The sequence below is a fragment of the Pseudomonas putida genome (genome assembly GCF_002025705.1).
In the GTDB taxonomy this organism is placed as follows: domain Bacteria; phylum Pseudomonadota; class Gammaproteobacteria; order Pseudomonadales; family Pseudomonadaceae; genus Aquipseudomonas; species Aquipseudomonas putida_J.
In genome coordinates, this window is sequence record NZ_CP018846.1 from 5,767,583 (window position 1) to 5,792,196 (window position 24,614).

At 63.7% G+C, this 24,614-nt stretch carries 27 protein-coding genes; 15 read left to right on the plus strand and 12 right to left on the minus strand.

The window, feature by feature from the left end; all coding sequences use genetic code 11:
- Positions 1–68: 68 nt before the first annotated feature.
- Entirely contained in the window at positions 69–494 is a 426-nt protein-coding gene (locus BUQ73_RS25980) for an OsmC family protein (RefSeq protein WP_027917152.1), read from the minus strand.
- 154 nt (positions 495–648) lie between these two features.
- Between BUQ73_RS25980 and BUQ73_RS25985 the strand changes: the two genes are divergently transcribed.
- On the plus strand, positions 649–1,653 hold the full coding sequence (locus BUQ73_RS25985) for an LLM class flavin-dependent oxidoreductase (RefSeq protein ID WP_079230229.1): 1,005 nt from the start codon (positions 649–651) through the stop codon (positions 1,651–1,653).
- A gap of 37 nt (positions 1,654–1,690) precedes the next feature.
- Here the strand turns inward: BUQ73_RS25985 and BUQ73_RS25990 are convergent, their stop codons facing one another.
- Together BUQ73_RS25990 and BUQ73_RS25995 are read right to left on the minus strand one after the other, a co-directional pair.
- On the minus strand, positions 1,691–1,912 hold the full coding sequence (locus BUQ73_RS25990) for a DUF1161 domain-containing protein (protein WP_079230230.1): 222 nt from the start codon (positions 1,910–1,912) through the stop codon (positions 1,691–1,693).
- A 104-nt stretch (positions 1,913–2,016) separates the two neighbouring features.
- Complete coding sequence (locus tag BUQ73_RS25995; RefSeq protein ID WP_003253076.1) at positions 2,017–2,232, minus strand: dodecin; 216 nt, start codon at positions 2,230–2,232, stop codon at positions 2,017–2,019.
- Between the two features lie 150 nt (positions 2,233–2,382).
- Between BUQ73_RS25995 and BUQ73_RS26000 the strand changes: the two genes are divergently transcribed.
- Complete coding sequence (locus BUQ73_RS26000; protein WP_027917148.1) at positions 2,383–2,706, plus strand: DUF883 family protein; 324 nt, start codon at positions 2,383–2,385, stop codon at positions 2,704–2,706.
- Here the strand turns inward: BUQ73_RS26000 and BUQ73_RS26005 are convergent.
- Positions 2,703–3,599 (minus strand): LysR family transcriptional regulator, encoded by an 897-nt coding sequence (locus BUQ73_RS26005; RefSeq protein ID WP_079230231.1) that lies wholly within the window; start codon positions 3,597–3,599, stop codon positions 2,703–2,705. The two genes, BUQ73_RS26000 and BUQ73_RS26005, sit on opposite strands and share 4 nt — an antisense overlap.
- Positions 3,600–3,709: 110 nt before the next feature.
- On the opposite strand from BUQ73_RS26005, the gene trpB reads away from it, so the two are divergent.
- Positions 3,710–4,927 (plus strand): tryptophan synthase subunit beta, encoded by a 1,218-nt coding sequence (trpB, locus tag BUQ73_RS26010; protein ID WP_027917146.1) that lies wholly within the window; start codon positions 3,710–3,712, stop codon positions 4,925–4,927.
- Positions 4,924–5,733, plus strand: a complete 810-nt coding sequence (trpA, locus tag BUQ73_RS26015) for a tryptophan synthase subunit alpha (protein WP_079230232.1) — start codon at positions 4,924–4,926, stop codon at positions 5,731–5,733. The genes trpB and trpA overlap by 4 nt, the downstream gene beginning before the upstream one ends.
- Positions 5,734–5,841: 108 nt before the next feature.
- Here trpA and BUQ73_RS26020 read toward each other — a convergent pair whose 3' ends face one another.
- Positions 5,842–6,174: a DOPA 4,5-dioxygenase family protein gene (locus tag BUQ73_RS26020; protein WP_079230233.1), complete on the minus strand. Its 333-nt coding sequence runs from the start codon at positions 6,172–6,174 to the stop codon at positions 5,842–5,844.
- Positions 6,175–6,228: 54 nt separating this feature from the next.
- Here BUQ73_RS26020 and BUQ73_RS26025 point away from each other — a divergent pair, with 54 nt between their 5' ends.
- Positions 6,229–6,774: an NAD(P)H-binding protein gene (locus BUQ73_RS26025; RefSeq protein ID WP_079230234.1), complete on the plus strand. Its 546-nt coding sequence runs from the start codon at positions 6,229–6,231 to the stop codon at positions 6,772–6,774.
- 130 nt (positions 6,775–6,904) lie between these two features.
- On the opposite strand, the gene BUQ73_RS26030 is transcribed toward BUQ73_RS26025, so the two are convergent.
- Positions 6,905–7,804 (minus strand): choline sulfate utilization transcriptional regulator, encoded by a 900-nt coding sequence (locus tag BUQ73_RS26030; protein WP_079230235.1) that lies wholly within the window; start codon positions 7,802–7,804, stop codon positions 6,905–6,907.
- A gap of 108 nt (positions 7,805–7,912) precedes the next feature.
- Here BUQ73_RS26030 and betC point away from each other — a divergent pair, with 108 nt between their 5' ends.
- Positions 7,913–9,430: a choline-sulfatase gene (betC, locus tag BUQ73_RS26035; protein ID WP_079230236.1), complete on the plus strand. Its 1,518-nt coding sequence runs from the start codon at positions 7,913–7,915 to the stop codon at positions 9,428–9,430.
- A gap of 14 nt (positions 9,431–9,444) precedes the next feature.
- A complete protein-coding gene (gene choX, locus BUQ73_RS26040) occupies positions 9,445–10,368 on the plus strand; it encodes a choline ABC transporter substrate-binding protein (protein ID WP_079230237.1) in 924 nt (307 codons plus the stop codon).
- Between the two features lie 120 nt (positions 10,369–10,488).
- Here the strand turns inward: choX and aroE are convergent, their stop codons facing one another.
- Both aroE and hemF read right to left on the minus strand, forming a co-directional pair.
- Positions 10,489–11,313 (minus strand): shikimate dehydrogenase, encoded by an 825-nt coding sequence (gene aroE, locus BUQ73_RS26050; protein WP_079230239.1) that lies wholly within the window; start codon positions 11,311–11,313, stop codon positions 10,489–10,491.
- 25 nt (positions 11,314–11,338) lie between these two features.
- On the minus strand, positions 11,339–12,250 hold the full coding sequence (hemF, locus tag BUQ73_RS26055; protein WP_079230240.1) for an oxygen-dependent coproporphyrinogen oxidase: 912 nt from the start codon (positions 12,248–12,250) through the stop codon (positions 11,339–11,341).
- Positions 12,251–12,385: 135 nt separating this feature from the next.
- Here hemF and BUQ73_RS26060 point away from each other — a divergent pair, with 135 nt between their 5' ends.
- Positions 12,386–13,363 (plus strand): NADPH:quinone reductase, encoded by a 978-nt coding sequence (locus BUQ73_RS26060; RefSeq protein ID WP_079230241.1) that lies wholly within the window; start codon positions 12,386–12,388, stop codon positions 13,361–13,363.
- A 144-nt stretch (positions 13,364–13,507) separates the two neighbouring features.
- Here BUQ73_RS26060 and BUQ73_RS26065 read toward each other — a convergent pair whose 3' ends face one another.
- Positions 13,508–14,065: an L-threonylcarbamoyladenylate synthase gene (locus BUQ73_RS26065; RefSeq protein ID WP_027592045.1), complete on the minus strand. Its 558-nt coding sequence runs from the start codon at positions 14,063–14,065 to the stop codon at positions 13,508–13,510.
- Between the two features lie 42 nt (positions 14,066–14,107).
- Positions 14,108–15,205: a DNA-processing protein DprA gene (gene dprA / locus BUQ73_RS26070; RefSeq protein ID WP_079230242.1), complete on the minus strand. Its 1,098-nt coding sequence runs from the start codon at positions 15,203–15,205 to the stop codon at positions 14,108–14,110.
- Positions 15,206–15,411: 206 nt separating this feature from the next.
- Between dprA and def the strand changes: the two genes are divergently transcribed.
- From def to BUQ73_RS26095, 5 genes are read left to right on the plus strand one after another with little or no spacing between them, the layout of a single operon-like run.
- Positions 15,412–15,918: a peptide deformylase gene (gene def, locus BUQ73_RS26075; RefSeq protein ID WP_003260000.1), complete on the plus strand. Its 507-nt coding sequence runs from the start codon at positions 15,412–15,414 to the stop codon at positions 15,916–15,918.
- A 60-nt stretch (positions 15,919–15,978) separates the two neighbouring features.
- Positions 15,979–16,911 (plus strand): methionyl-tRNA formyltransferase, encoded by a 933-nt coding sequence (gene fmt, locus BUQ73_RS26080; RefSeq protein WP_079230243.1) that lies wholly within the window; start codon positions 15,979–15,981, stop codon positions 16,909–16,911.
- The gene (rsmB, locus tag BUQ73_RS26085) at positions 16,908–18,218 is read left to right on the plus strand and encodes a 16S rRNA (cytosine(967)-C(5))-methyltransferase RsmB (protein WP_079230244.1); all 1,311 of its coding nucleotides are present in this window, start codon (positions 16,908–16,910) and stop codon (positions 18,216–18,218) included. The genes fmt and rsmB overlap by 4 nt, the downstream gene beginning before the upstream one ends.
- A 23-nt stretch (positions 18,219–18,241) precedes the next feature.
- Complete coding sequence (gene trkA / locus BUQ73_RS26090; RefSeq protein WP_079230245.1) at positions 18,242–19,615, plus strand: Trk system potassium transporter TrkA; 1,374 nt, start codon at positions 18,242–18,244, stop codon at positions 19,613–19,615.
- A gap of 11 nt (positions 19,616–19,626) precedes the next feature.
- A complete protein-coding gene (locus BUQ73_RS26095) occupies positions 19,627–19,935 on the plus strand; it encodes a tetratricopeptide repeat protein (protein ID WP_079230246.1) in 309 nt (102 codons plus the stop codon).
- A 117-nt stretch (positions 19,936–20,052) separates the two neighbouring features.
- Here the strand turns inward: BUQ73_RS26095 and BUQ73_RS26105 are convergent, their stop codons facing one another.
- Positions 20,053–20,940, minus strand: coding sequence for a lysophospholipid acyltransferase (locus BUQ73_RS26105; RefSeq protein ID WP_079230248.1), 888 nt, complete (start codon positions 20,938–20,940; stop codon positions 20,053–20,055).
- Positions 20,941–20,980: 40 nt separating this feature from the next.
- Complete coding sequence (locus tag BUQ73_RS26110) at positions 20,981–21,532, minus strand: DNA-3-methyladenine glycosylase I (protein ID WP_079230249.1); 552 nt, start codon at positions 21,530–21,532, stop codon at positions 20,981–20,983.
- Positions 21,533–21,615: 83 nt separating this feature from the next.
- On the opposite strand from BUQ73_RS26110, the gene glyQ reads away from it, so the two are divergent.
- Both glyQ and glyS read left to right on the plus strand, forming a co-directional pair.
- A complete protein-coding gene (gene glyQ, locus BUQ73_RS26115) occupies positions 21,616–22,563 on the plus strand; it encodes a glycine--tRNA ligase subunit alpha (RefSeq protein ID WP_027592054.1) in 948 nt (315 codons plus the stop codon).
- Positions 22,560–24,611 carry a glycine--tRNA ligase subunit beta gene (glyS, locus tag BUQ73_RS26120; protein WP_079230250.1) on the plus strand — a complete coding sequence of 684 codons (2,052 nt, stop codon included), beginning with the start codon at positions 22,560–22,562 and terminating at the stop codon, positions 24,609–24,611. Before glyQ ends, glyS begins: the two co-directional genes overlap by 4 nt.
- Positions 24,612–24,614 lie beyond the last annotated feature (3 nt).

Here is a 24,614-nt window from a genome sequence, read left to right on the forward strand (position 1 = left end):
GGCTCCTGGCAAGGCAGCTGCGCTGCCGACGCTGTTTAGACTACAGCAAACCGCCGCCGTTGCGCGGTCTAGCCCACCAATGTGGCATCCAGGCTGATCTTTGCGTTCAGCACCTTCGACACCGGGCAACCGGCCTTGGCCTTGTTGGCGATTTCGAGGAACTGCGCCTCGCTGGCCCCTGGCACCTTGGCCTTGAGAATCAGGTGCACGGCAGTGATGGCAAAGCCGTCAGGTTGTTTGTCCAGCGTGACTTCAGCAATGGTATCGATGCGATCCGCGGTGAGCCCGGCCTCCCCGAGCATCATCGACAGCGCCATCGAGAAGCAGCCAGCATGGGCCGCGCCAATCAGCTCTTCCGGGTTGGTCCCGGGCGAGCCCTCGAAACGGGTGTTGAAACCGTATGGGTTCTGCTTGAGTGCACCACTTTCAGTAGAAAGCAGGCCTTTGCCATCCTTCAGGCCACCTTGCCAGATCGCCGATGCTGTCTTTTTCATGATGCCTCCTGGTCGTAGGGTTACTTACCTACACTTTCGAGGTCAGCGTCCTACAGCAAGTTCAGAGCAATCGCCCAGTGAGCATTGAATCCTCCGAATCTGCCCATACAGAGTCAAAAGGGCCTGCGGGCCAACCACTCTTGCGGAGGCTCCGATGACGCAGTTGCGTGACCTGAAGATTTCTACCCTCGACCTGGTGCCAGTGCGCGCCGACAAAGGCCCGGCGCAATCACTGCACAACTCGCTGGACCTGGCCCGGCATGTCGAACGGTTTGGCTACAACCGTTTCTGGGTGGCCGAGCACCACAACATGGACGGCATCGCCAGTTCGGCCACATCGGTGCTGATCGGCTACCTGGCGGGCGGCACTTCGACCATCCGCGTCGGTTCCGGCGGCATCATGCTGCCCAACCATGCTCCGCTGGTGATTGCCGAGCAGTTCGGCACATTGGCCAGCCTGTATCCAGGGCGTATCGACCTGGGCCTGGGCCGCGCACCTGGCTCCGACCAGATGACGGCTTACGCCCTGCGCCGCGACCGCGCTGGCAGCGCCGACGATTTCCCGGATGACGTCGAGGAGCTGTCGCGCTACCTCGGCCCGCGCACCGATGATCAAAAAGTGATCGCCGTACCCGGCCACGACACCGACGTGCCCCTGTGGCTGCTCGGTTCCAGCCTGTTCAGCGCCCAACTGGCTGGCATGCGCGGCATGCCGTACGCCTTTGCCTCGCACTTCGCCCCGCGCTACATGCATGAGGCGATCCGCATCTATCGCGACCACTTCAAGCCATCGACCACGCTGGACAAGCCCTATGTGATGCTGGGCATTCCGATGGTCGTGGCAGACACCGACGAGCAGGCCGAGTACCTGGCCACCTCGGTGTACCAGCGCATCCTGGCGTTGATTCGCGGGCAAAGCCTGATGCAAAAACCACCTGTGCCGAGCATGGATGGGCTATGGCTGCCCCATGAACGCGATGCAGTGGGGAGTTTCCTGGGCCTGGCGATGATCGGCAGCCCGCAGAAAGTCCGGGCCAAGGTGGAGGTGCTGCTGGAGCAGACCGGGGCGGATGAACTGATCTTTACCTGTGACTTGTATGAGCATGCGGACCGGATCCGGTCCTATGAGCTGATGGCGCAGGCCTTGAAGAGCGAGTGACCTTCTTCGCGGGTAACCCCGCGAAGAATGCAACGCATCAGCCACGGCGGTAGACAATCTCCTTGCTACCGCCCTCACAGCTGCCAATCACCTTGCCAGCCGGCTCGCCCTTCTTGACGACCTCCAGCTTGTAGCCCTTCACACCCTTGGCATCCAGCTTCGCTGCGATCTCCGCCTTGAGCTCTTCGCACGGTTTCCCGGCCGCCATCGCACCGCCCGCCAAGACCATCAAACCCACAGCCAGCATCAGTTTCTTCATCGATCGCATTCCTTGTACAGATGAGAAAAGACAAAAGGGCGCCGCCAAGGCGCCCTCCGGAGTTATAACGCCATCACGCCAGGCTATTCCAGCCCGGCAATGTTTCAGCTATTGGCAATGCGGAAACCAACCTTCAGCGTGACCTGAAAATGCGCCGCCTTGTTGTCGCGGATATGGCCACGGGTATCGACCACTTCAAACCACTCCAGGTGCTTGATGCTCTTGCCGGCTTCGGCCAAGGCATTGTTGATCGCCTCTTCGATACTGGTGGGGGACGAACCCACCAGCTCGATCTTCTTGTAGGTGTGATGATCGGTCATGAGCGCTCTCCTTGGGTGACGGTGAAATTGAGCCTAGCAGCGTAGGCCTGGTTTACCTGCGAGCCGCGGCCTTTCGCTAAAGTTCGATCGCACTTTCCGGAAGCCCGGGGGTCGCAATCCTTACAGTCCATACTGCAAAGGAGAGTCAACATGCACCGCAACTCGCTGCGTAAAACGTCCCTGGAAAGCATGGAAGCGGAGATCGAAAGCCTCCTGAAAAGCCTGGAGAACCTGAAGCACGATGCGTCCGAGGAAACCCAGAAGTCAGTGAAGGCCATGCGCAGCAACGCCGAAAGCGCGCTGCGCCACTCGCGCAGCCTAATCAGCGATGCCTATGAGGAAGTCAAAGAGCGCACCCGCCAGACCGGCATCGCCACCCGCGACTACGCCCAGGAGCACCCGTACACCACAGCGGGCGTTGCCATAGGCGCGCTGGGCCTGCTGGCGGCGTACCTGCTGTGCAAGCGCAACTAAGCGCTCTGCCTGGCCAGCTCGGCGCGTAGCCACTGCGCCAGCTGCTCGGCGCGCCCGTCTGCGGCGCGCCGGGGCACCCACAGCGCCAGCGCGGCAGGGGTCGGCGAAAAGCCCCAAGGCGCGCTCAAGCGGCCCGCTCGCAGGTCATCGGCCACCAGCGGTTGTGGCGCAATCGCTACCCCCAGGCCGGCAACCGCCGCCTCCAGCAAGTAATACAAATGCTCGAACGCCTGGCCGTACTTCAACGAGCCAGCCTCCAGCCCTTGTTCTGCCACCCAGGTTGGCCAAGCCTGCGGCCGTGAGGTGGTATGCAGCAGGGCTTCGTCCAGCAGGGCCTTGGCGGGTGCGGCCTGCAAGCGGTCGAAGCCGGCGAAGTGTGGGCTCAGCACAGGGCCGATGCGCTCCTGCGCCAGCACATGGACCTGCATGTCCGACGGCCACGGCGGTTCGGCATACACCAGCAACGCATCCAGCCCGGGCCGGCGAGGATCGAGATCGCCTTCGCCTGCCGAAAGGTGCAGGCGCAGTTCGGGCAGGTCAGCCTTCAACCGCCCCAATCGGGGGATGAACCAACGCGCCAGCAAGCTGCCGGAACAACCCAGCACGAACGGCGCCTCGCTCACATCCCGGCTCAACTCGGCGCACACACTGCGCAGGCGGTCGAACGCCTCACCGCTGGCGTCACGCAGGCGCACCCCGGCATCTGTGAGTTTGATGCCGCGCCCGTCCTTGACGAACAGGGCCACGCCTAGGTGTTCTTCAAGTACCTTGATCTGCCTGCTGACGGCGCCATGAGTGACGTGCAGCGCCTCGGCCGCCTGGCTGACGCTATTTAGCCGGGCAGTGGCTTCGAAGGCCCGCAGGGCATTGAGGGGTGGTAGGTCGTGAGCCATGTTACCTGTGAGTTTTTCTGACAAGTTTGCGCAATCTTATCGGTTTTCAGCCGGGCTTGCCGTGGTTAGAGTAAAGCCCATCACTCATTCATTACGCCCTGGAGCGCCCCATGACCCAGTCCCAATACCGTCCCGGCCCCGACGCCAACGGCCTGTTCGGCTCATTCGGCGGCCGCTACGTGGCCGAAACCCTGATGCCGCTGGTGCTGGACCTGGCCCGCGAATACGAAGCGGCCAAGGCCGACCCGAAGTTCCTCGAAGAGCTCGCCTACTTCCAACGCGACTACATCGGCCGCCCGAACCCGCTGTACTTCGCCGAGCGCCTGACCGAGCACTGCGGCGGCGCAAAGATTTTCTTCAAGCGTGAAGAGCTCAACCACACCGGCGCACACAAGGTGAACAACTGCATCGGCCAGGTGCTGCTGGCCAAGCGCATGGGCAAGAAGCGCCTGATCGCCGAAACCGGCGCCGGCATGCACGGCGTGGCCACTGCCACCGTCGCTGCACGCTTTGGCCTGCCTTGCGTGATCTACATGGGCGCCACCGACATCGAGCGCCAGCAGGCCAACGTGTTCCGCATGAAGCTGCTGGGCGCCGAGATCGTCCCGGTCACCGCTGGTACCGGCACCCTGAAAGACGCCATGAACGAGGCCCTGCGCGACTGGGTCACCAACGTCGACGATACCTTCTACCTGATCGGCACTGTGGCCGGCCCACATCCATACCCGGCGATGGTCCGCGATTTCCAGTCGATTATCGGCAAAGAAACCCGCGCCCAGCTGCAAGAGAAGGAAGGCCGCCTGCCGGACAGCCTGATCGCCTGCGTTGGCGGTGGCTCCAATGCCATGGGCCTGTTCCATGAGTTCCTCGAAGAACCGAGCGTGCAGATCATCGGCGTCGAAGCCGGTGGCCACGGCGTTCACACCGACAAGCACGCCGCCAGCCTGAACGGCGGCGTACCGGGCGTGCTGCACGGCAACCGCACCTACCTGCTGCAGGACGACGACGGCCAGATCACCGACGCCCACTCGATTTCCGCCGGCCTCGACTACCCGGGCATCGGCCCGGAGCACGCCTACCTGCACGAAGTGAAGCGCGTCGAGTACGTCAGCATCACCGACGACGAAGCGCTGGATGCGTTCCACGCCACCTGCCGCCTGGAAGGCATCATTCCGGCCCTGGAAAGCTCCCATGCCCTGGCCGAAGCGATCAAGCGCGCACCGAACCTGCCCAAGGATCACCTGATGGTGATCTGCCTGTCCGGCCGCGGCGACAAAGACATGCAAACCGTGATGAACCACATGGCAGCCCAGGAGAAACAGGCATGAGCCGTCTTGAACAACGCTTCGCCGAGCTGAAGGCCGAAGGCCGCTCCGCGCTGGTCACCTTCGTCACTGCTGGCGACCCGGGCTACGACGCTTCGCTGCAGATCCTCAAGGGCCTGCCGGCTGCTGGCGCCGATGTGATCGAACTGGGCATGCCATTCACCGACCCGATGGCCGACGGCGTAGCCATCCAGCTCGCCACCCTGCGCGCCCTGGAAGCCGGCCAGACCCTGGCCAAGACCCTGCAGATGGTTCGCGAATTCCGCGTGGATAACCACACCACGCCGATCGTGCTGATGGGCTACTACAACCCGATCCACCGCTTCGGTGTGGATAAGTTCGTCGCCGAAGCCAAGGCAGCTGGCGTCGATGGCCTGATCATCGTCGACCTGCCGCCCGAGCACGACGCCGAACTGGCCACCCCGGCCCAGGCCGCGGGCATCGACTTCATCCGCCTGACTACCCCGACCACAGACGATGCGCGCCTGCCGCGTGTGCTGGAGCGCAGCTCCGGGTTCGTCTATTACGTATCGGTGGCTGGTGTGACCGGTGCCGGTTCCGCAACTACCGAGCACGTGACCGAGGCAATTGCCCGCCTGCGTCGGCATACCGATCTGCCGATCAGCGTTGGTTTCGGTATTCGTACGCCGGAGCAGGCTGCCGCAATCGCACGCTTGGCCGATGGTGTGGTAGTGGGTTCGGCGCTGGTCGACAAGATTGCCCAGGCCAAGGAGCCCGGTCAGGCCGTCAATGACGTGCTGAGCCTGTGCTCGGCACTGGCCGAAGGCGTGCGCGGCGCCCGCCGCTAAACCGCTTCGCCTGCTTCGCGGGCAAGCACGCTCCACAGGGACCGCGCCGCTCTAACGGCTTGCGCTGTACCTGTGGGAGCGGGCTTGCCCGCGAAGGGCCAGCACGGACTACCCCCCAAAGATCGCCAGATTCAAAGGCCGCACAGCCCCCATCCAGATCGCATGATCGCGGTGATCCGCCAACTCATCGCCAGTGAGCGGATGCAGAAACACCACAAGCCCCTTCCGATACAGCGCCAACCAAGGCAACACCACCCCCACGAATTCCGGCTCGAAGGCCAGCTGGCAGCTCCAGTCCGGGTGTGGCCCGACCGGTTTCTGGTGCATGCGCCCCATGGTCACGGGAAACAGCCGCGCCGCCTCCTCGCACAGCTCGCGAGCCTGCTCGAGTGTGGATGCGTCGTAGTACACGTGGGCGTGGTAACCCTTGATCCTCTGCACGATAACTCCTGATTGCGGTCCAACCATCACCCCACTTGCAAAGAGAGTGATGCGGTGAAAAATGCCGAAACCCCAGTGTTCAAACTGGTGTTGTTCGGGGCTGAAAGCAGCCTGAGCAACGCCCTTACGACCGAGCTGCTGGCACGCCAGCACGAGGTCATTGCGGTGGTTGGCGACCTCAACCGCCATACGCCCCGCCCTGGCCTGCATTTGAAGATAGGCGCGCTGGACGATGCCGACCAGGCGGAACAGGGCGCGGCAGGGGGCTCGGCGGTGATTGCCCTGCTGGCGCCAGGCGATCTGGCGGCGCAGGCGCAGATGAGCGAAGCGCTGGTGGCCGGGCTGGCCCGCACGACTATACGCCGGCTGTTGCTGGTGGGCGATTTCGAAGTGCTGGATGTGCCGGGTAAATACAGCGAAGAGGAGCGCGAAGCGGTTGATGAAGTAGTTGATAAGCTGCAGCGCAGTTCGTTGCGCTGGACGTTGATCAACATGCCACCTGCACTGTCGGAAGCTGGCTCGGCCCGCGTGGCAGCGGGGATGGTCGATATGCTGGAGCTGGACTTGCACCGGGGCGAGCATCTGAACTTCGTGGTCTAGATTGCCGGGGCTGCTGCGCAGCCCTATCCGACCGGTCCGGCGCCCCGGCAAGGCCGCTCCTACAGTAGAGCGCATCCCCTTGTAGGAGCGGCCTTGTGTCGCGATAGGGCCGCAAAGCGGCCCCAAAATCTCAATGGCTGCGCTCTTGCTCCAGCCAATCCACAAACCGCTCGATCAGCGCCCCACGCCGCTTGCGCGGCGGCAGCACCGCGTAATAGCCCCGAGCCGAGCGCAAACTCCCCTCCAAAGGCCGGCACAGCAGCCCTTGCTCTACCAGCCTATCCACCAGGTGCCCCCAGCCAATGGCTACCCCCTGGCCAGCAATCGCCGCCTGAATCAGCAGTGTGTAGTTATCGAACCGCAACTGCCCAGGCGGCGGCGGGCTGGCGACGCCGAACCCGCGAAACACCCCCGCCCAATCAAACCAGCGGCTGGCCTGCTCACCACGTAAATGGAGCAACGGCAACCGCTGCAAAGCCACGGCTGACAAGGGTTTGCCATGAGTCAGTCGCGGGCTGCAGACCGGGAAAACCTCCTCGTCGAACAACCATCGGCTCTCGCCCTGGTGAAAGCGCCCATCGCCAAACAGCACCGCCACATCGATATCCGGGCGCAGCATCCCCTGGCTGCGCTCACCGGTCACCAGGCTCACGTCTACCTGTGGATAAGCCTCGTGAAAGCGCTGCAGCCTAGGCATCAGCCAGAATGCCGCGAAAGCAAAGTCCGTGGCTACTTGAAGCACTTCACGCTGGCCCCGCCCACTGGCCAGGGCAATGCCGTCATCCATGGCCTGCAAACCTTGATGAACCTGCTCGAACAGCAGCTGGCCCGCCTCGGTCAGTTCAATGCCGCGGTAGATCCGATCGAACAGACGGGTGCCCAGCTGCGCCTCCAGGCGCTTCACCTGCTGGCTCACCGCCGGCTGGGTGGTTCCCAGCTCCAACGCGGCCGCTGTGAAACCACGCAGCCGGGCAGCAGCCTCGAATACACGCAGGCTATCCAGCGACAACTCGGCAAGGTGATCAAACATAAGCTCAGCTAATCCCAGACATTGCCCGCCATGGGCTTTACCCATGTTATCGCCAGTTGCATCTTGGTAGGCAAGCGGTTCGCATAATCCTCAACGATGGAAGCCACCATGACGCGCCCGAATATCCTATTCATCATGGCCGACCAGATGGCCGCACCCCTGCTGCCGATCTATGGCCCTTCGCCGATCCAGATGCCACACCTCAGCCGCCTGGCCGAACAGGCAGTAGTGTTCGACTCGGCCTACTGCAACAGCCCACTGTGCGCTCCGTCGCGCTTCACCCTGGTCAGCGGGCAGCTGCCGAGCCGTATCGGCGCCTACGACAACGCGGCCGACTTCCCCGCAGACGTACCCACTTATGCACACTACCTGCGCCGCCTGGGTTACCGCACCGCGCTCTCGGGCAAGATGCACTTCTGTGGCCCGGACCAGTTGCACGGCTACGAGGAGCGCCTGACCAGCGACATCTACCCGGCCGACTACGGCTGGGCAGTGAACTGGGATGAACCCGACGTGCGCCCGAGCTGGTATCACAACATGTCCTCGGTGCTGCAGGCCGGGCCCTGCGTGCGTACCAACCAGCTGGATTTCGACGAGGAAGTGGTGTTCAAGGCGCGCCAGTACCTTTACGACCACGTGCGCGAAAACGATGGCCGACCGTTCTGCCTTACTGTGTCCATGACTCACCCGCACGACCCGTACACCATCCCCAAACGCTACTGGGATCGCTACGAGTCTGTGGATATCCCCATGCCCCGCGCCGAGTTCAGCCAGGCAGAGCTGGACCCGCACTCGCAGCGCCTGCTCAAGGTCTACGACCTGTGGAACAAGCCGCTGCCTGTGGACAAGATTCGCGATGCCCGCCGTGCCTACTTCGGCGCCTGCAGCTACATCGACGACAACATCGGGCAGCTGCTGCAGACCCTGGAAGAATGCAACCTGGCCGACGACACCATGATCGTGTTCTCCGGCGACCACGGCGACATGCTCGGCGAGCGCGGGCTCTGGTACAAGATGCACTGGTTCGAGATGTCGGCGCGGGTGCCGCTGCTGATCCACGCACCCAAACGCTTCGCCGCAAGCCGCATCAGCGCCTCGGTATCGACCTGCGACTTGCTGCCGACCCTGGTCGAACTGGCCGGCGGGGCTGTGGATAACCATCTGCACCTGGACGGCCGCTCGCTACTCGGCCACCTGCAAGGGCAGGGCGGCCACGACGAGGTGATCGGCGAATACATGGCCGAAGGCACCGTCGGCCCGCTGATGATGATCCGCCGTGGGCCATACAAATTCGTGTACAGCAAAGACGACCCTTGCTTACTCTACGACCTGAGCCGCGACCCGCACGAGCGGGAGAACCTCACCGGCAGCCCGGACCACCAGGTGCTGCTGCAGGCATTTGTCGATGAGGCACACCAGCGCTGGGACATCCCCAGCCTGCGCCAGCAAGTTCTGGCCAGCCAACGCCGCCGCCGCCTGGTGGCCGAGGCGCTGGCCATCGGCAAGCTGACAAGCTGGGACCACCAACCGTGGGTGGACGCCAGCCAACAGTACATGCGCAACCATATCGATCTCGACGACCTCGAGCGCAAGGCACGTTATCCACAGCCCGCACCCATGGATTGAGAAGAGAGGCCGCCATGCAGAAGTTCTCCACCGTCGTATTCGCCCTGGCTCTAGCCACTGCCACGGCCCACGCCGCAGACAGCGACGCACAATGCAGCACCGTGAAAATGGCCGACCCCGGCTGGAGCGATATCGCCTCGACCAACGCCGTGGCCAGGCTGTTGCTGGAAAGCCTGGGCTACCAGGTGAAGATCGACAGCCTGGCGGTGCCGATCATCTACGGCGGCCTCAAGGACGGCCGGGTCGATGCCTTCCTTGGCAACTGGATGCCGGCGCAGCAGGGCTTCCATGACAAGTTCATCGCCAATGGTGATGTGCAGCAGTTGTCGCGCAACCTGGAAGGCACCGAGTTCACCCTGGCGGTACCGGATTACGTGTGGAATGCCGGGGTTAAAGACTTCGCCGACCTGCACAAGCACGCCGACCAGTTCGACAACAAGCTGTACGGCATCGGCTCCGGCGCGCCAGCGAACCTGTCGCTGAAGGAAATCATCGACAAGAACGAATTCAACCTGGGCCAGTGGAAACTGGTGGAGTCCAGCGAGCAAGCGATGCTGGCGCAGGTGGATAGGGCGGTGAAGAAACAGCAGTTCATCACCTTCCTCGGCTGGACGCCGCACCCGATGAACGTGAAGTTGAAGATGCACTACCTGACTGGCGGCGAAAAGTGGTTCGGCAGCAAGGGCGAGGTGTTCACCCTGACCCGCAAGGGTTATCCAAAAGCCTGCCCGAATGCGGCGAAGCTGCTGGGCAACCTGAGTTTCACCCTGGACATGGAAAACACCATCATGGCCGAGGTTGTGGATAAGAAGATCAGCTTCGATGAAGCGGCCAAGGCTTGGCTGAAGCAGCACCCCGAGCGGCTGGAAGAATGGTTGGCTGGGGTGACCACCAAAGCCGATGGCAATGCCCTGGAGGCCGTCAAAGCCAGGCTTTGACCCCCGCCCCTTGTGGGAGCGGGTTTACCCGCGAAGAATCCAGCGCGGTACATGGCACCGGCTTCGCCGGTGTTCGCGGATTAACCCGCTCCCACAGGGAGTGGGCAATCCCGCAAGAGATCAGCCCCGAGCCAGTTGCCGGCGCAGTTCAGCCAACACTGGTGCCGTATCCGGGCGTACTCCGCGCCAGATGAAGAAAGCCTCAGCCGCTTGCTCGGCCAGCATTCCCAAGCCATCCAGCACCTTGGCTGCCCCCAGCTTCTCAGCCCACTGGCAGAACGGCGTGGGCTCTTTGCCATACATCATGTCGTAGCACACTGTGCGCCCCGCCTCGACCAGGCTGTCGGCAATCGGCGGCAACTCACCGGCCAGGCTCGCCGACGTGGCATTGATGATCACGTCCACCGGCTCCTGCAGCCAGGCAAAACCGCTGGCCACCACCGGCCCCAGTTCATCGAACTCCCGTGCCAGTTGCTCGGCCTTCTCCACGGTACGATTGGCAATCACCAGCGACTGCGGCTGGTGCGCCAGGATCGGCTCCAGCACGCCGCGCACGGCACCGCCAGCGCCCAGGATGAGAATGCGCTTGCCGGCCAGGTCGACCCCCGCGTTCACCGTCAGGTCGCGTACCAGGCCAGCGCCATCGGTGTTGTCGCCCTGCAGCGTGCCGTCGGCCAGCTTGCTCAGCGTGTTCACCGCACCCGCACGTTGGGCACGCGGGGTGAGGCTGTCGCACAGGCGGTAGGCCTCTTCCTTGAACGGTACCGTGACGTTGCCGCCGCTGCCTTGCTTGAAGAAGCCGCGCGCGCAATCGCTGAACTCGTCCAGCGGTGCCAGCAGCGTGGCGTATTCCAGGTCCTGGCCGGTCTGTTCAGCGAACAGGCGGTGGATCAGCGGCGATTTGCTGTGGCCGATGGGGTTGCCGAAAACAACATACTGGTCCATGACGACTCCTTGTTTATCCACAGGCTTACTGGCCAAGCCAGTCGCGGTCCTGCAGGAAGTATTCGGTCAGGCGTGCTTCCTCGCTGCCGGGTGCGGCCTTCCAGTCGTAGCCCCAGCGCACTTGCGGCGGCAGCGACATGAGGATCGACTCGGTACGGCCACCGGACTGCAGGCCGAACAGGGTGCCACGGTCGTAGACCAGGTTGAACTCCACGTAACGGCCGCGGCGGTACTCCTGGAACTCGCGTTGCTGTGGCGTGAAGGGGGTGTTCTTGCGGCGCTGGACGATCGGCAAGTAGGCCTCGACGTAGGCATCACCGATGGCACGCAGGAAGGCGAAGCAAGTGTCGAAATCCCACTCGTTCAGGTCGTCGAAGAACAGGCCACCGATGCCACGCGGCTCGCCGCGGTGCTTGAGGTGGAAGTAGCGGTCGCACCAGGCCTTGTAGCGCGGGTACACGTCAGCGCCAAATGGCGCGCAGGCCCGCTCGGCCACGCGGTGCCAATGGATGCAGTCTTCCTCAACGCCGTAGTAGGGGGTCAGGTCGAAGCCACCACCGAACCACCACACCGCCTCTTCACCTTCCTTCTCGGCAATGAAGAAACGCACATTGGCATGGGACGTCGGCACATGCGGGTTGTGCGGGTGGATCACCAGCGACACACCCAGGGCCTCGAAGCCACGGCCCGCCAGCTCCGGGCGATGGGCGCTGGCCGACGGCGGCAGGCCGGCGCCGAATACGTGGGAGAAGTTGACCCCGCCTTTCTCGATCAGCTTGCCGTCACCGATCACCCGCGTGCGGCCCCCGCCACCGGCTTCGCGCACCCAGGCGTCCTCGACGAAGCGGGCGCCACCGTCTTCGGCTTCGAGGGCAGAGCAGATGCGGTCTTGCAGGTCGAGCAGGTAGGCTTTCACGGCCTCGGTGCGGCTAGTCATCGGGTCACCAGGAACGGGCAGGGAAGAATTCGCCGCGTAGCATACCACCGCCGGCGCGCGCGCCGCAGTTGACGGCGATCAAGCAAAGGCGTCCGATAGAAGGCCTTTTCCCGATCCCGACAACAGGAGTGCGAGATGGCCAAGCGTATCCAGTTCAGCCAGCATGGCGGCCCGGAAGTGCTGCAGCTTGTGGAATTCGACCCCGCCCCACCCGGGCCGCAGCAGGTGCGCGTGCGCAACCATGCGATCGGCCTGAACTTCATCGACACTTACTTCCGCAGCGGGCTGTACGCACCGCCGTCCCTGCCTTCTGGCCTGGGCACCGAGGCTGCCGGGGTAGTCGAGGCCGTGGGCGAAGGCGTAACCCGGCTGAAGGTCGGTGACCGCGTGGCCCATGCCGGCGGCCCTCTGGGCGCCTACAGCGAGGTGCATACGCTGCCGGAGGCCAACCTGGTCAAACTGCCCGACAACATCAGTTTCGAGCAGGCGGCGGCGGTGATGCTCAAGGGGCTGACCGTACAGTACCTGCTCAAGCAGACCTATGAAGTCAAACCGGGTGACGTGATCCTGTTCCACGCCGCAGCTGGTGGCGTGGGTTCGCTGGCGTGCCAGTGGGCCAAGGCCCTGGGCGCCAAGCTGATCGGTACCGTGAGCTCCGCCGAAAAGGCCGAGCGGGCCAAGGCGCTGGGGGCGTGGGCGACCATCGACTACAGCCGCGAGGACGTGGCCAAGCGGGTACTGGAGCTGACCGACGGCAAGAAGTGCCCGGTGGTGTATGACGGCGTCGGTGCCGACACCTGGCTGACCTCGCTGGATTGCCTGCAGCCGCGCGGGTTGATGGTGAGTTTCGGCAATGCCTCGGGGGCAGTGAGCGGGGTGAACCTGGGGATCCTGTCGCAGAAGGGTTCGTTGTATGTCACGCGGCCGACGCTGGCGAGCTATGCCAACAATGCCGAGAACACCCAGGCCATGGCCGATGACCTGTTTGCGATGATTGCGAGCGGGAAGCTGGTTGTGGATATCCAGCAGCGATATCCGTTGAGCGAGGCGGCGAAGGCGCAGGCAGAGTTGTCGGCGCGCAGGACTGTGGGCTCTACCGTACTAATCCCCTGAGCCAGTGCTCGCCCGCTGTAGGAGCGGCCTTGCGTCGCGAAAGGGCTGCGCAGCAGCCCCAGCAGTTTCTGCATCACCGCTGAAATCCTGGGGCCGCTTCGCAGCCCTTTCGCGACGCAAGGCCGCTCCTACAAAAACCTGTGCTCAGCCAGGGCGAACGACTTCGCCAGTGGCAAGATTCCTGATCACACTCGGATTCTTCCGCCCGCCCAGCGCCCCACCGAGCACTAGGTCCAGCTGGCCATGGAAGTACTGCTCCACCCGCAACCGGCTCTTCGCCGCTGGGCGCCCGCCCGGGTTGCACGAAGTGGAAATCAGCGGCCCGACCAGCGCGCACAGCTCACGCACCTGCGGGTGATCGCTGACGCGCAGTGCCACAGTGTCATGCTGCCCGGTCACCCACTCGGGCAACAGGTCCTGGTGCGGCACCAGCCAGGTGTTGGGACCAGGCCAGGTGCTACCCATGCGGTCGATCCAGTCCTCGGGAAAATCCTCGAACAGAAAGTCGAACTGGCGGATGTTGTCGGCGATAAGAATCAGCCCTTTATCCACAGGCCGCGATTTCAGCGCCAGCAGGCGATACACCGCGTCCTCGTTCCAGGGGTCGCAGCCCAGGCCCCAGACCGCTTCCGTCGGGTAGGCGATCACTGCGCCTGCCCGGATCTCACGTGCGGCTTGTTGCACACGAAAACTGCTCACCATTTGTGTCTCTCCGCCTATAAACCTTGCTTGAGCGCAGTGTACTTAGCCAGCGCGGGCAAACCAACGCCCGGCAACATTGCTGACCTGGCCTTCGAGCTCCAGTTCGGTCAGCTGCGCCAGCACTTCGGCCAGCGGCCGGTCGCTGAAATGGGCCAGGTTCTCGCTAGTCTGTGGCGCGGCATGCAGCAGGGCAAGCAGCGGATGCAGCGGTTTTTCCGCAACCGCAGGCGGCAGGTTCTGCCAACCGCGCAGGCTTTCCAGGATCTGCTCCACACTTTCCACCAGCAGTGCGCCATCGCGGATCAGCTGATGGCAGCCCTTGGCCGCCGGGTGATGGATCGAACCTGGAATCGCGTACACCTCGCGGCCTTGTTCAGCTGCCAGGCGGGCGGTGATCAACGAGCCGCTGGCAAGGCTGGCCTCCACCACCAGCACACCTAGTGACAAACCACTGATGATGCGATTGCGCCGCGGAAAGTTGCCCGGCAAGGGCCCGGCATCGAGCGGATACTCGGACACCAATGCGCCGCCCCGGTCGATCATCATCCGCGCAAGGTCGCGGTGGCGCTGTGGATAAAGTTTTTGCAAGCCTGTTCCGAGCACACCAATGGTGCCCCCTCCGACCTCCAGAGCCGCCCGATGAGCGGCACCATCGATGCCCAGCGCGAGCCCGCTGGTAATGGTGAAACCCGCCTGGGCCAGGTAGCGGGAAAATGCCCTGGCCGTGTCGAGTGCCGGGGGTGTGGCACGCCTGCTGCCCACAATGGCCAACTGAGGTCGGTCGAGCAGCGCCGGATCACCAGCAACGAAAAGTAGCGGTGGGGCATCGTCGATTTCCCTCAGCAGTGCCGGGTAGTCAGGGCCGTCCCACATCAGTAAATGCTGGCCGGGGCGCTCTAGCCAGGCCATGGCGGCCTGCGCGCCGTCGCGCACTTCGGCGCTGCGCCGGGCATCAATACTGGCCTGGCCGATGCCTAACGCACGCCAGGCCGAACCCGGCGCACTGAGCGCGGAAGAAGCACTGCCAAAGGCCTCCAGCAAGGTACGAAAGCGTCGCAGCCCCGTCTCGGGCAGGCGGTGCAGGCGTAATCGCGCCTCCAGTTCGGCAGGCGGGCAAGGCGACGAATGGTAAGTCGGCATGGGGATCATCCTTGATCGAAACAGGGCCACCTACGTGGCACAATCTGTGGATAACTCTGTGAGTAACACTTTGAAAAGCTGTCCATTGGCTGGGGGCTATCAAGCCTATAGACACCCTAGACGAGCTTGCCAGGTGCCGAAATCGCCGTTTCCCTTTATTATGTGTGCTCAGTTTTCAACCGACCGCACAGTGACTGCCTGACCTTATGGCCATCTTGAACATTCTCGAATTCCCGGACCCGCGCCTGCGCACCATTGCCAAACCGGTAACGGTGTTCGACGACGCCCTGCGTCAGCTGATCGACGACATGTTTGAAACCATGTACGAAGCCCCTGGCATCGGCTTGGCCGCCACCCAGGTCAACGTGCATCAGCAGGTCGTGGTCATGGACCTCAGCGAAGACCGCAGCGAGCCGCGCGTCTTCATCAACCCGACGGTCGAAGAACTGACCCACGACATGGGCCAGTACCAGGAAGGCTGCCTGTCGGTACCGGGCTTCTACGAGAACGTCGACCGTCCGCTGCGTGTACGAGTCAAGGCCCAGGATCGCGACGGCAAGCCGTATGAGCTGGAATGCGAAGGCCTGCTGGCGGTGTGCGTGCAGCACGAGTTCGACCACCTCAACGGCAAGCTGTTCGTCGACTACCTGTCGCAGCTCAAGCGCGACCGGATCAAGAAGAAGCTGGAAAAGCAGCACCGCCAGCAAGCCTGATCCCCACCTCCCAGAAGGCTTGCTCCGGCAAGCCTTTTTCTTTTTGGAAGCGAGAACTCCATGCGCATCGTCTTTGCAGGCACTCCAGAGTTTGCCGCCGAACACCTCAAGGCCCTGCTCGACAGCCCGTACGAGATCGTGGCTGTCTACACCCAGCCCGACCGCCCTGCCGGCCGTGGCCAGAAGCTCATGCCGAGTGCGGTCAAGGCGCTGGCCGTGGCCCATGACATCCCGGTGTTCCAGCCACAGACCCTGCGCAATGCCGATGCCCAGGCAGAACTCGCCGCGCTCAAGCCAGACCTGATGGTAGTAGTCGCCTACGGCCTGATCCTGCCGCAAGCCGTGCTCGACATCCCGCGTCTGGGTTGCATCAACAGCCACGCCTCCTTGCTGCCACGCTGGCGCGGTGCTGCGCCGATCCAGCGCGCCGTGGAAGCGGGCGACGCCGAGAGCGGCGTGACCGTGATGCGCATGGAGGCTGGCCTGGATACCGGGCCGATGCTGCTCAAAGTGGTCACCTCGATCAGCGCCGATGATACCGGTGGCAGCCTGCACGACCGCCTAGCCGAAATGGGGCCGCCAGCTGTAGTCCAGGCCATCGCCGGCCTGGCAGACGGTTCGCTGAAAGGTGAAGTCCAGGACGATACCCTGGCCACGTATGCACACAAGCTGAACAAGGACGAAGCACGCATCGACTGGAGCCGCCCGGCCGTCGAGCTGGAACGCCTGATCCGCGCCTTCAACCCTTGGCCGGTGTGCCACAGCACCCTCGATGGCGAAAGCGTGAAAGTGCTGGCTGCCAACTTGTCCACAGGCAAGGGCGCCCCGGGCGAGATCCTTTCCGCCAGCAAGGACGGCCTGGTCGTCGCGTGCGGTGACCAGGCCCTGAGCCTGACCCGCCTGCAATTGCCTGGCGGCAAGGCGCTGAACTTCAGCGACCTGTTCAATAGCCGACGCGAGAAGTTCGCCGCCGGCAAGGTGCTGGGCCAATGAACCCGCGCCTCGCCGCCGCCCGTGCCCTTGCCGCTGTGCTCAGCGGCAAGGCCTCGCTGAACAGCTCGCTGCCGGCGCAGCTGGACAAGGTCGAAGAACGCGACCGTGGCCTGACCCAGGACCTGGCGTTCGGCACCGCCCGCTGGCAGCCACGCCTGGACCTGCTGGCCGCGCAGCTGCTGCAGAAGCCATTCAAAGCCACCGATGCCGATGTGCAGGCATTGCTGCTAGTCGGCCTGTATCAGCTGTTCTACACCCGCATTCCGGCCCACGCAGCCATCGGCGAAACCGTTGGCTGTGCCGACAAGCTGAAAAAGCCTTGGGCCAAGGGCCTGCTCAATGCCGTATTGCGCCGCGCCCAGCGCGAAGGCGAAGCACTGCTCGCCGGCATGGAGCGCGACCCGGTAGTGCGCACAGCTCACCCACGCTGGTTGCAGAAGTCGCTCAAAGCCTTCTGGCCAGAGCAATGGGAAGCCATCTGCGCCGCCAACAACGCCCACCCGCCGATGATCTTGCGGGTCAATCGCCGCCACCATGGCCGCGACGCCTACCTGGCGCTGCTGGCCGAGGCAGGCGTTGGCGCCAGTGCCTGCCAGTACAGCCGTGACGGCATCGTGCTGGCCGAAGCCTGCGACGTGCGTGGCCTGCCTGGCTTCGCCGACGGCTGGGTCAGCGTCCAGGACGAAGCTGCGCAGCTGTCCGCCGACCTGCTCGAACTGGCCCCCGGCCAGCGCGTGCTCGACGCTTGCTGCGCGCCGGGCGGCAAGACCTGCCACCTGCTCGAAGCCGAGGCTGGCCTGGGCCATGTGGTGGCCATCGACCTCGAAGCCAAGCGCCTGACCCGCGTGCGCGAAAACCTCGAGCGCCTGCAGCTGGATGCCGAACTGATCGCCTGTGATGCCCGCGACACCGCCAGCTGGTGGGACGGCAAGCCGTTCCAGCGCATCCTGCTCGATGCACCGTGCTCGGCCACCGGCGTGATCCGCCGCCACCCGGACATCAAGCTGACCCGCCAGGCCGACGACATTCCGGCCCTGGCCGCACTGCAAGGTGAGCTGCTCGATGCGCTGTGGCCGACCCTGGAAGTGGGCGGCATGCTGCTGTACGCCACCTGCTCCAGCCTGCCGACCGAGAACACCGAAGTGATCGACGCCTTCCTCGCCCGCACCCCGGGCGCCCGTGAGCTGGACCTGGCTACCGAAGCCGGCTTGCGCCAGCCCCACGGCCGCCAGCTGCTGGCCCAGGAGGGCGGCCATGACGGGTTCTACTATGCCAAGCTGATCAAGATCGCCGCCTCGCGCGGGTAAGCACAACGGGTAGGGAGTAGCGGATGAAGATCATCATCCTCGGCGCAGGCCAGGTAGGCGGTACGCTGGCAGAACACCTGGCCAGCGAAGCCAACGACATCACCGTGGTCGATACCGATGGCGACCGCCTGCGCGACCTCGGCGACCGTCTGGACATCCGTACCGTGCAGGGCCGAGGCTCGCTGCCGACGGTGCTGCGCCAGGCCGGTGCCGACGACGCTGACATGCTGGTGGCGGTGACCAACAGCGACGAAACCAACATGGTCGCCTGCCAGGTGGCCTACACGCTGTTCCACACCCCGACCAAGATCGCCCGGGTGCGCGAGTCGGCCTACCTGACCCGTGAAGAGCTGTTCGACAACGATCACATCCCGGTCGACGTGCTGATCAGCCCTGAGCAGGTGGTGACCAACTACATCAAGCGTCTGATCGAACACCCAGGTTCGCTGCAGGTGATCGACTTCGCCGAGGGCAAGGCCCAGCTGGTGGCAGTGAAGGCCTATTACGGCGGCCCGCTGGTGGGCCAGCAGCTACGCCAGATCCGTGCGCACATGCCCAACGTCGACACCCGCGTGGCGGCAATCTTCCGCCGCGACCGGCCGATCACCCCGCGTGGCGACACGGTGATTGAAGCCGACGACGAAGTGTTCTTCATCGCCGCGAAGAAGGACATCCGCGCCGTGATGGGCGAGTTGCGCCGCATCGACGAGACCAACAAGCGGGTGGTCATTGCTGGCGGCGGGCAGATTGGCGAGCGCCTGGCCGAGGCCATCGAAAGCCGTTACCAGGTGAAGATCATCGAGATGAGCCCGGCCCGCTGCCGGCACCTTTCCGATACCCTGGAAAGCACCGTGGTGCTGCAGGGCAGCGCTTCGGACAAGGACCTGATGCTCGAAGAGAACATTGCCGATGCCGACATCTTCCTGGCCCTGACCAACGACGACGAGGCCAACATCATGTCGTCGCTGCTGGCCAAGCGCCTGGGCGCACGCAAGGTGATGACCATCATCAATAACCCGGCTTATGTCGACCTGGTGCAGGGCGGCGAGATCGACATCGCCATCAGCCCCCAGCTGGCCACCATCGGCACCTTGCTGGCGCATGTGCGGCGCGGCGATATCGTCAGCGTGCACTCGTTGCGCCGCGGCGCGGCCGAGGCCATCGAGGCGGTGGCGCACGGTGATTCGAAGTCGAGCAAGGTGGTCGGCAAGGCTGTGGAAAACATTGCGCTGCCACCAGGCACCACCATCGGCGCGATCATCCGTGACGAGGAAGTGTTGATCGCCCACGACGACACGGTGATCGAATCGGGCGACCATGTGATCCTGTTCGTTGTGGATAAAAAGCACATACGGGATGTGGAGAAGCTGTTCCACGTCGGCTTGAGTTTCTTCTAGGGGAAGAGGGCATGCGCGAATCGCTGGAGAAGATGCTGGCCAAGGGTGTGGATAACTCGCTGCTGAGGTTTGGCCTGGGCAAGGCCTGGCTCGACGAGGGCAATGGCGCGGAGGCGGCGGTGCACCTGGCGCGATGTGTGGAGCAGGACCCGAAGTACTCGGCGGCGTGGAAACTGCTGGGGAAGGCGTATCAGTTGGTCGGTGATGTGGCGGCGGCGCGCAAGGCTTGGGAGGACGGGATTGTTGCGGCCCAGGCCCATGGGGACAAGCAGGCCGAGAAAGAGATGACCGTTTTTCTGAAGAAGTTGAACAAGGTCTGAGATTGCCGGGGCTGCTTTGCAGCCCTTTCGCGACACAAGGCCGCTCCTACAGGCGACCGCGATCCCTTGTAGGAGCGGCCTTGTGTCGCGACAGGGGCGCAAAGCGCCCCCAGGTTCTCAATACCAACGCGGCTCGCCGGCCGGGCGCTTCTTGAAGCGCTTCATGCTCCACATGTACTGGCTCGGGTACTCGCGCACATAACGCTCGACCACCTTGCTCATGGCCGCCGCCGAGACGTTGACATCGGTGCTGTACATCTCTTCCGGCGCAGCTTCCAGAAACACCTTGAAGCCCGACCCATCCGGCAGCCGCAGCGCGTGCAGGAACACCCCCACTGCCTTGCCACCGGCCAGCATGTTCGGCACGAACTTGCTGGTCAGCGCCTGTGTGCCCAGAAACGGCACGAACACACCCGCCGATTCCGCCGGCTCCGGGTCGGCAGGAATACCCACCTGCCCGCCGCGACGCACTTCCTTGATCACACTCAGGATGCCTTCCTTGGTCGAAGGCGCCACACGGTTGCCCATCTGCACCCGTTGCTCGCGCAGCAGGTCATCCACCGCCTTGAGCTTCGGCGGGCGGTAGAAGATGATCGGTTTGCACTGGTTGCAGTAAAAGTGGTTGAGCACTTCCCAGTTACCCAGGTGGCTGGTGATGCCGACCACGCCCTTGCCCGAGGCCAGGGCCTGCTCCAGCACTTCCAGGCCGTGCACTTCCTTCACCAGGTCGAGCGAACGCTGCGGCGGCCAGATCCAGGCACAGGCACTTTCGACGAAGGATTTACCGATATCCTTCAATGCACGGCCGACCAACTGCTCACGTTCCACCGGGTCCATCTCCGGGAAGCACTTGGCCAGGTTGATGCGCACGACATTGCGCGAGCCGTTGGGCACCTTCCACATCAGCCAGCCGATACCGGCGCCGACGCGCTGCACAGCGCCCCAGGGCAGCTTGGCAAACAGACGCAGCACCCCGACCATCAGGGCGCCCTTGAACTTTTCCACAGGCAATTCCTTATTTCAGCAAGGCGCGCATTGTAACCCCTCAGCGCAACAAGGCGGCGTAGCGATCGCAATCGGTGGTGTGGTCCATGACCATGCCGGTGGCCTGCATGAAGGCGTAGCAGATGGTCGGACCAACGAAGGTGAAGCCGGCCTTCTGCAGGGCTTTGCTCATGGCCTTGGCTTCGTCGGTGACGGCCGGCACATCACTGCGGGCCTGGAAGTGGTTGATCTTCGGCTCACCGCCGACGAATGACCAGAGCCACTCGGCAGGGTTGTCCACAGCCAGCCAGGCCTGCGCGTTGCGCCGTGCAGCCTTGAGTTTGAGGCGGTTGCGAATGATACCGGCGTCCTGCATCAACTCTTCGATGCGTTCGTCGCTCATGGCGGCCAGTTTCACCGGATCGAATCCATACATCACCTCGCGATAACGCTCGCGTTTGCGCAAGACGGTGATCCACGAAAGCCCCGCCTGGAACCCTTCGAGCAAAAGCATCTCGAACAGCAACGCCGGGTCACGCTGTGGCGTTCCCCATTCCTGGTCGTGGTAGGCCTGGTACAACGGATCGTCGGTACACCAAAAGCAGCGTGGCATAAGGCTCCAATGAGTAGAGGGCGAGGCGAATCAGGTTATACTCCCGCTCTTTACATCCGCATCCCCAGATACAGGTGAATTTCGTGAGCCAGCCTACGCCAGCCGTGCGTACCTTCCAAGACCTGATCCTCGCCCTGCAAAACTACTGGGCAGCTCAAGGTTGTGTGGTGCTTCAGCCCTACGATATGGAAGTAGGCGCCGGCACTTTCCACACCGCTACATTCCTGCGCGCCGTGGGTCCAGAAACCTGGAACGCCGCCTATGTGCAGCCTAGCCGTCGCCCTGCCGACGGGCGGTATGGCGAAAACCCCAACCGCCTGCAGCACTACTACCAGTTCCAGGTAGTCCTGAAGCCGAACCCGGCCAACTTCCAGGAGCTGTACCTCGGCTCGCTGAAAGCCATCGGCCTGGACCCGCTGGTCCACGACATCCGTTTCGTCGAAGACAACTGGGAGTCGCCGACCCTGGGCGCCTGGGGCCTGGGCTGGGAAATCTGGCTGAACGGCATGGAAGTCACCCAGTTCACCTACTTCCAGCAGGTAGGTGGCATCGAGTGCTACCCGGTCACCGGTGAAATCACCTACGGCCTCGAGCGCCTGGCCATGTACATCCAGGGCGTCGACTCGGTCTACGACCTGGTGTGGGCCGACGGCCCGTTCGGCAAGGTCACCTACGGCGACGTGTTCCACCAGAACGAGGTGGAGCAGTCGACCTACAACTTCGAACACGCCAACGTCGAGAAGCTGTTCGAACTGTTCGACTTCTATGAAAGCGAAGCAAACCGCCTGATCAAGCTGGAGCTGCCGCTGCCGACCTATGAAATGGTCCTGAAGGCCTCGCACACCTTCAACCTGCTGGATGCCCGCCGTGCCATCTCGGTAACCGAGCGCCAGCGTTACATCCTGCGCGTACGTACCCTGGCCCGGGATGTGGCGCAAAGCTATCTGCAAGCCCGTGCACGCCTGGGCTTCCCGATGGCCACCCCTGAACTGCGTGACGAAGTGTTGGCGAAGCTGGAGGCTGCACAATGAGTGCTCAAGATTTCCTGGTAGAACTGGGCACCGAAGAGCTGCCACCCAAAGCCCTGGCAAGCCTCGGCGACGCCTTCCTGGCCGGTATCGAGAAAGGCCTGCAGGCCGCCGGCCTGAACTACACCGCCAAGCAGGTATACGCCGCGCCGCGTCGCCTGGCCGTGCTGATCCGCCAGCTCGATGTTCAGCAGCCTGACCGCAGCATCAACATCGACGGCCCGCCCATGCAGGCGGCGTTCAAAAACGGCGAGCCGACCCAGGCTGCCTTGGGTTTTGCCAAGAAGTGCGGCGTAGAGCTGTCCGAAATCGACCAGAGCGGCGCCAAGCTGCGCTTCTCCCAGCACATCCCGGGCAAGGCCACCGCCAGCCTGCTGCCGACCATCGTCGAAGACTCGCTCAACGACCTGCCGATCCCCAAGCGCATGCGCTGGGCTGCAAGCCGTGAAGAGTTCGTACGCCCGACCCAGTGGCTGGTAATGCTGCTCGGCGAGCAGGTGGTCGACTGCACCATCCTGTCGCAGAAGGCCGGCCGTGAATCCCGTGGCCACCGCTTCCACCACCCGGAAAACGTGGTCATCACCACCCCGGCCAACTACGTCGAAGACCTGCGCAAGGCCTACGTGCTGGCCGACTTCGCCGAGCGTCGCGAGCTGATCAGCAAGCGCACCGCAGAGCTGGCCATGCAGCAGGAAGGCAGCGCAATCGTGCCGCCGGCACTGCTGGACGAAGTGACTGCCCTGGTCGAGTGGCCGGTGCCGCTGGTGTGCTCGTTCGAGGAGCGTTTCCTCGAGGTGCCGCAAGAAGCCCTGATCACTACCATGCAGGACAACCAGAAGTACTTCTGCCTGTTGGACAGCGAAGGCAAGCTGCTGCCGCGCTTCATCACCGTGGCCAACGTCGAGAGCCGTGACCCCAAGCAGATCGTGCAGGGTAACGAGAAGGTCGTGCGCCCGCGCCTGACCGACGCCGAGTTCTTCTTCAAGCAGGACAAGAAGCAGCCGCTGGAAACCTTCAACGAACGCCTGAAGAACGTGGTGTTCCAGGCTCAGCTGGGCACTGTCTACGACAAGGCCGAGCGCGTTTCCCGCCTGGCTGCGTTCATCGCCCCGCTGATCGGCGGCGACGCCCAGCGCGCCGGCCGTGCCGGCCTGCTGTCGAAGTGCGACCTGGCCACCGAAATGGTTGGCGAATTCCCTGAAATGCAGGGTGTTGCCGGCTACTACTACGCGCTCAACGACGGTGAGCCAGAAGACGTCGCCCTGGCCCTGAACGAGCAGTACATGCCGCGCGGTGCTGGCGCCGAACTGCCGCAGACCCTCACCGGTGCTGCCGTGGCCATCGCTGACAAGCTCGATACCCTGGTCGGCATCTTCGGCATCGGCATGCTGCCCACCGGCAGCAAGGACCCGTACGCCCTGCGCCGTGCTGCCCTGGGCGTGCTGCGCATCCTGATCGAGAAGCAACTGGACCTGGATTTGAGCGCTGCCGTCGAGTTCGCGGTCAAGCAGTTCGGTGCCAAGGTCAAGGCCGCTGGCCTGGCCGAGCAGGTGCTGGAGTTTATCTTCGACCGCCTGCGCGCACGCTACGAAGACGAAGGCATCGACGTTGCCACCTACCTGTCGGTACGTGCCCTGAAGCCAGCTTCCGCCCTGGACTTCGACCAGCGCGTACAGGCCGTGCAGGCCTTCCGCAAGCTGCCGGAAGCCGAAGCCCTGGCCGCGGTGAACAAGCGCGTGTCGAACCTGCTGAGCAAGGCCGAAGGCGCCATCGCCGACCAGGTCGAGCCGAAGTACTTCGACAACGCCAACGAGTTCTCCCTGTACTCGGCCATCCAGCAGGCCGACCAGGCCGTGCAACCGATGGCAGCCGCGCGTCAGTACAGCGAATCGCTGGCCCGCCTGGCGGCCCTGCGTGACCCAGTCGACGCCTTCTTCGAGGCGGTGATGGTCAACGCCGAAGACGCCAAGGTACGTGCCAACCGTTATGCCCTGCTCAGCCGCCTGCGCGGCCTGTTCCTGGGCGTGGCCGACATTTCGCTGCTGGGGTAAGCC

Excerpts from the sequence above, each read along its gene's own strand:
- BUQ73_RS26065 (WP_027592045.1), bottom strand. The coding sequence starts at position 14,065 with ATGGTGAGCAGTTTTCGTGTGCAACAAGCCGCACGTGAGATCCGGGCA.
- BUQ73_RS25985 (WP_079230229.1), top strand. The coding sequence starts at position 649 with ATGACGCAGTTGCGTGACCTGAAGATTTCTACCCTCGACCTGGTGCCA.
- BUQ73_RS26060 (WP_079230241.1), top strand. The coding sequence starts at position 12,386 with ATGGCCAAGCGTATCCAGTTCAGCCAGCATGGCGGCCCGGAAGTGCTG.
- BUQ73_RS25990 (WP_079230230.1), bottom strand. The coding sequence starts at position 1,912 with ATGAAGAAACTGATGCTGGCTGTGGGTTTGATGGTCTTGGCGGGCGGT.
- trpA (WP_079230232.1), top strand. The coding sequence starts at position 4,924 with ATGAGCCGTCTTGAACAACGCTTCGCCGAGCTGAAGGCCGAAGGCCGC.
- choX (WP_079230237.1), top strand. The coding sequence starts at position 9,445 with ATGCAGAAGTTCTCCACCGTCGTATTCGCCCTGGCTCTAGCCACTGCC.
- BUQ73_RS26000 (WP_027917148.1), top strand. The coding sequence starts at position 2,383 with ATGCACCGCAACTCGCTGCGTAAAACGTCCCTGGAAAGCATGGAAGCG.
- BUQ73_RS25995 (WP_003253076.1), bottom strand. The coding sequence starts at position 2,232 with ATGACCGATCATCACACCTACAAGAAGATCGAGCTGGTGGGTTCGTCC.
- betC (WP_079230236.1), top strand. The coding sequence starts at position 7,913 with ATGACGCGCCCGAATATCCTATTCATCATGGCCGACCAGATGGCCGCA.
- fmt (WP_079230243.1), top strand. The coding sequence starts at position 15,979 with ATGCGCATCGTCTTTGCAGGCACTCCAGAGTTTGCCGCCGAACACCTC.
- BUQ73_RS25980 (WP_027917152.1), bottom strand. The coding sequence starts at position 494 with ATGAAAAAGACAGCATCGGCGATCTGGCAAGGTGGCCTGAAGGATGGC.
- def (WP_003260000.1), top strand. The coding sequence starts at position 15,412 with ATGGCCATCTTGAACATTCTCGAATTCCCGGACCCGCGCCTGCGCACC.
- aroE (WP_079230239.1), bottom strand. The coding sequence starts at position 11,313 with ATGGACCAGTATGTTGTTTTCGGCAACCCCATCGGCCACAGCAAATCG.
- BUQ73_RS26095 (WP_079230246.1), top strand. The coding sequence starts at position 19,627 with ATGCGCGAATCGCTGGAGAAGATGCTGGCCAAGGGTGTGGATAACTCG.
- hemF (WP_079230240.1), bottom strand. The coding sequence starts at position 12,250 with ATGACTAGCCGCACCGAGGCCGTGAAAGCCTACCTGCTCGACCTGCAA.
- BUQ73_RS26005 (WP_079230231.1), bottom strand. The coding sequence starts at position 3,599 with ATGGCTCACGACCTACCACCCCTCAATGCCCTGCGGGCCTTCGAAGCC.
- trkA (WP_079230245.1), top strand. The coding sequence starts at position 18,242 with ATGAAGATCATCATCCTCGGCGCAGGCCAGGTAGGCGGTACGCTGGCA.
- dprA (WP_079230242.1), bottom strand. The coding sequence starts at position 15,205 with ATGCCGACTTACCATTCGTCGCCTTGCCCGCCTGCCGAACTGGAGGCG.
- trpB (WP_027917146.1), top strand. The coding sequence starts at position 3,710 with ATGACCCAGTCCCAATACCGTCCCGGCCCCGACGCCAACGGCCTGTTC.
- glyS (WP_079230250.1), top strand. The coding sequence starts at position 22,560 with ATGAGTGCTCAAGATTTCCTGGTAGAACTGGGCACCGAAGAGCTGCCA.
- rsmB (WP_079230244.1), top strand. The coding sequence starts at position 16,908 with ATGAACCCGCGCCTCGCCGCCGCCCGTGCCCTTGCCGCTGTGCTCAGC.
- BUQ73_RS26030 (WP_079230235.1), bottom strand. The coding sequence starts at position 7,804 with ATGTTTGATCACCTTGCCGAGTTGTCGCTGGATAGCCTGCGTGTATTC.
- BUQ73_RS26110 (WP_079230249.1), bottom strand. The coding sequence starts at position 21,532 with ATGCCACGCTGCTTTTGGTGTACCGACGATCCGTTGTACCAGGCCTAC.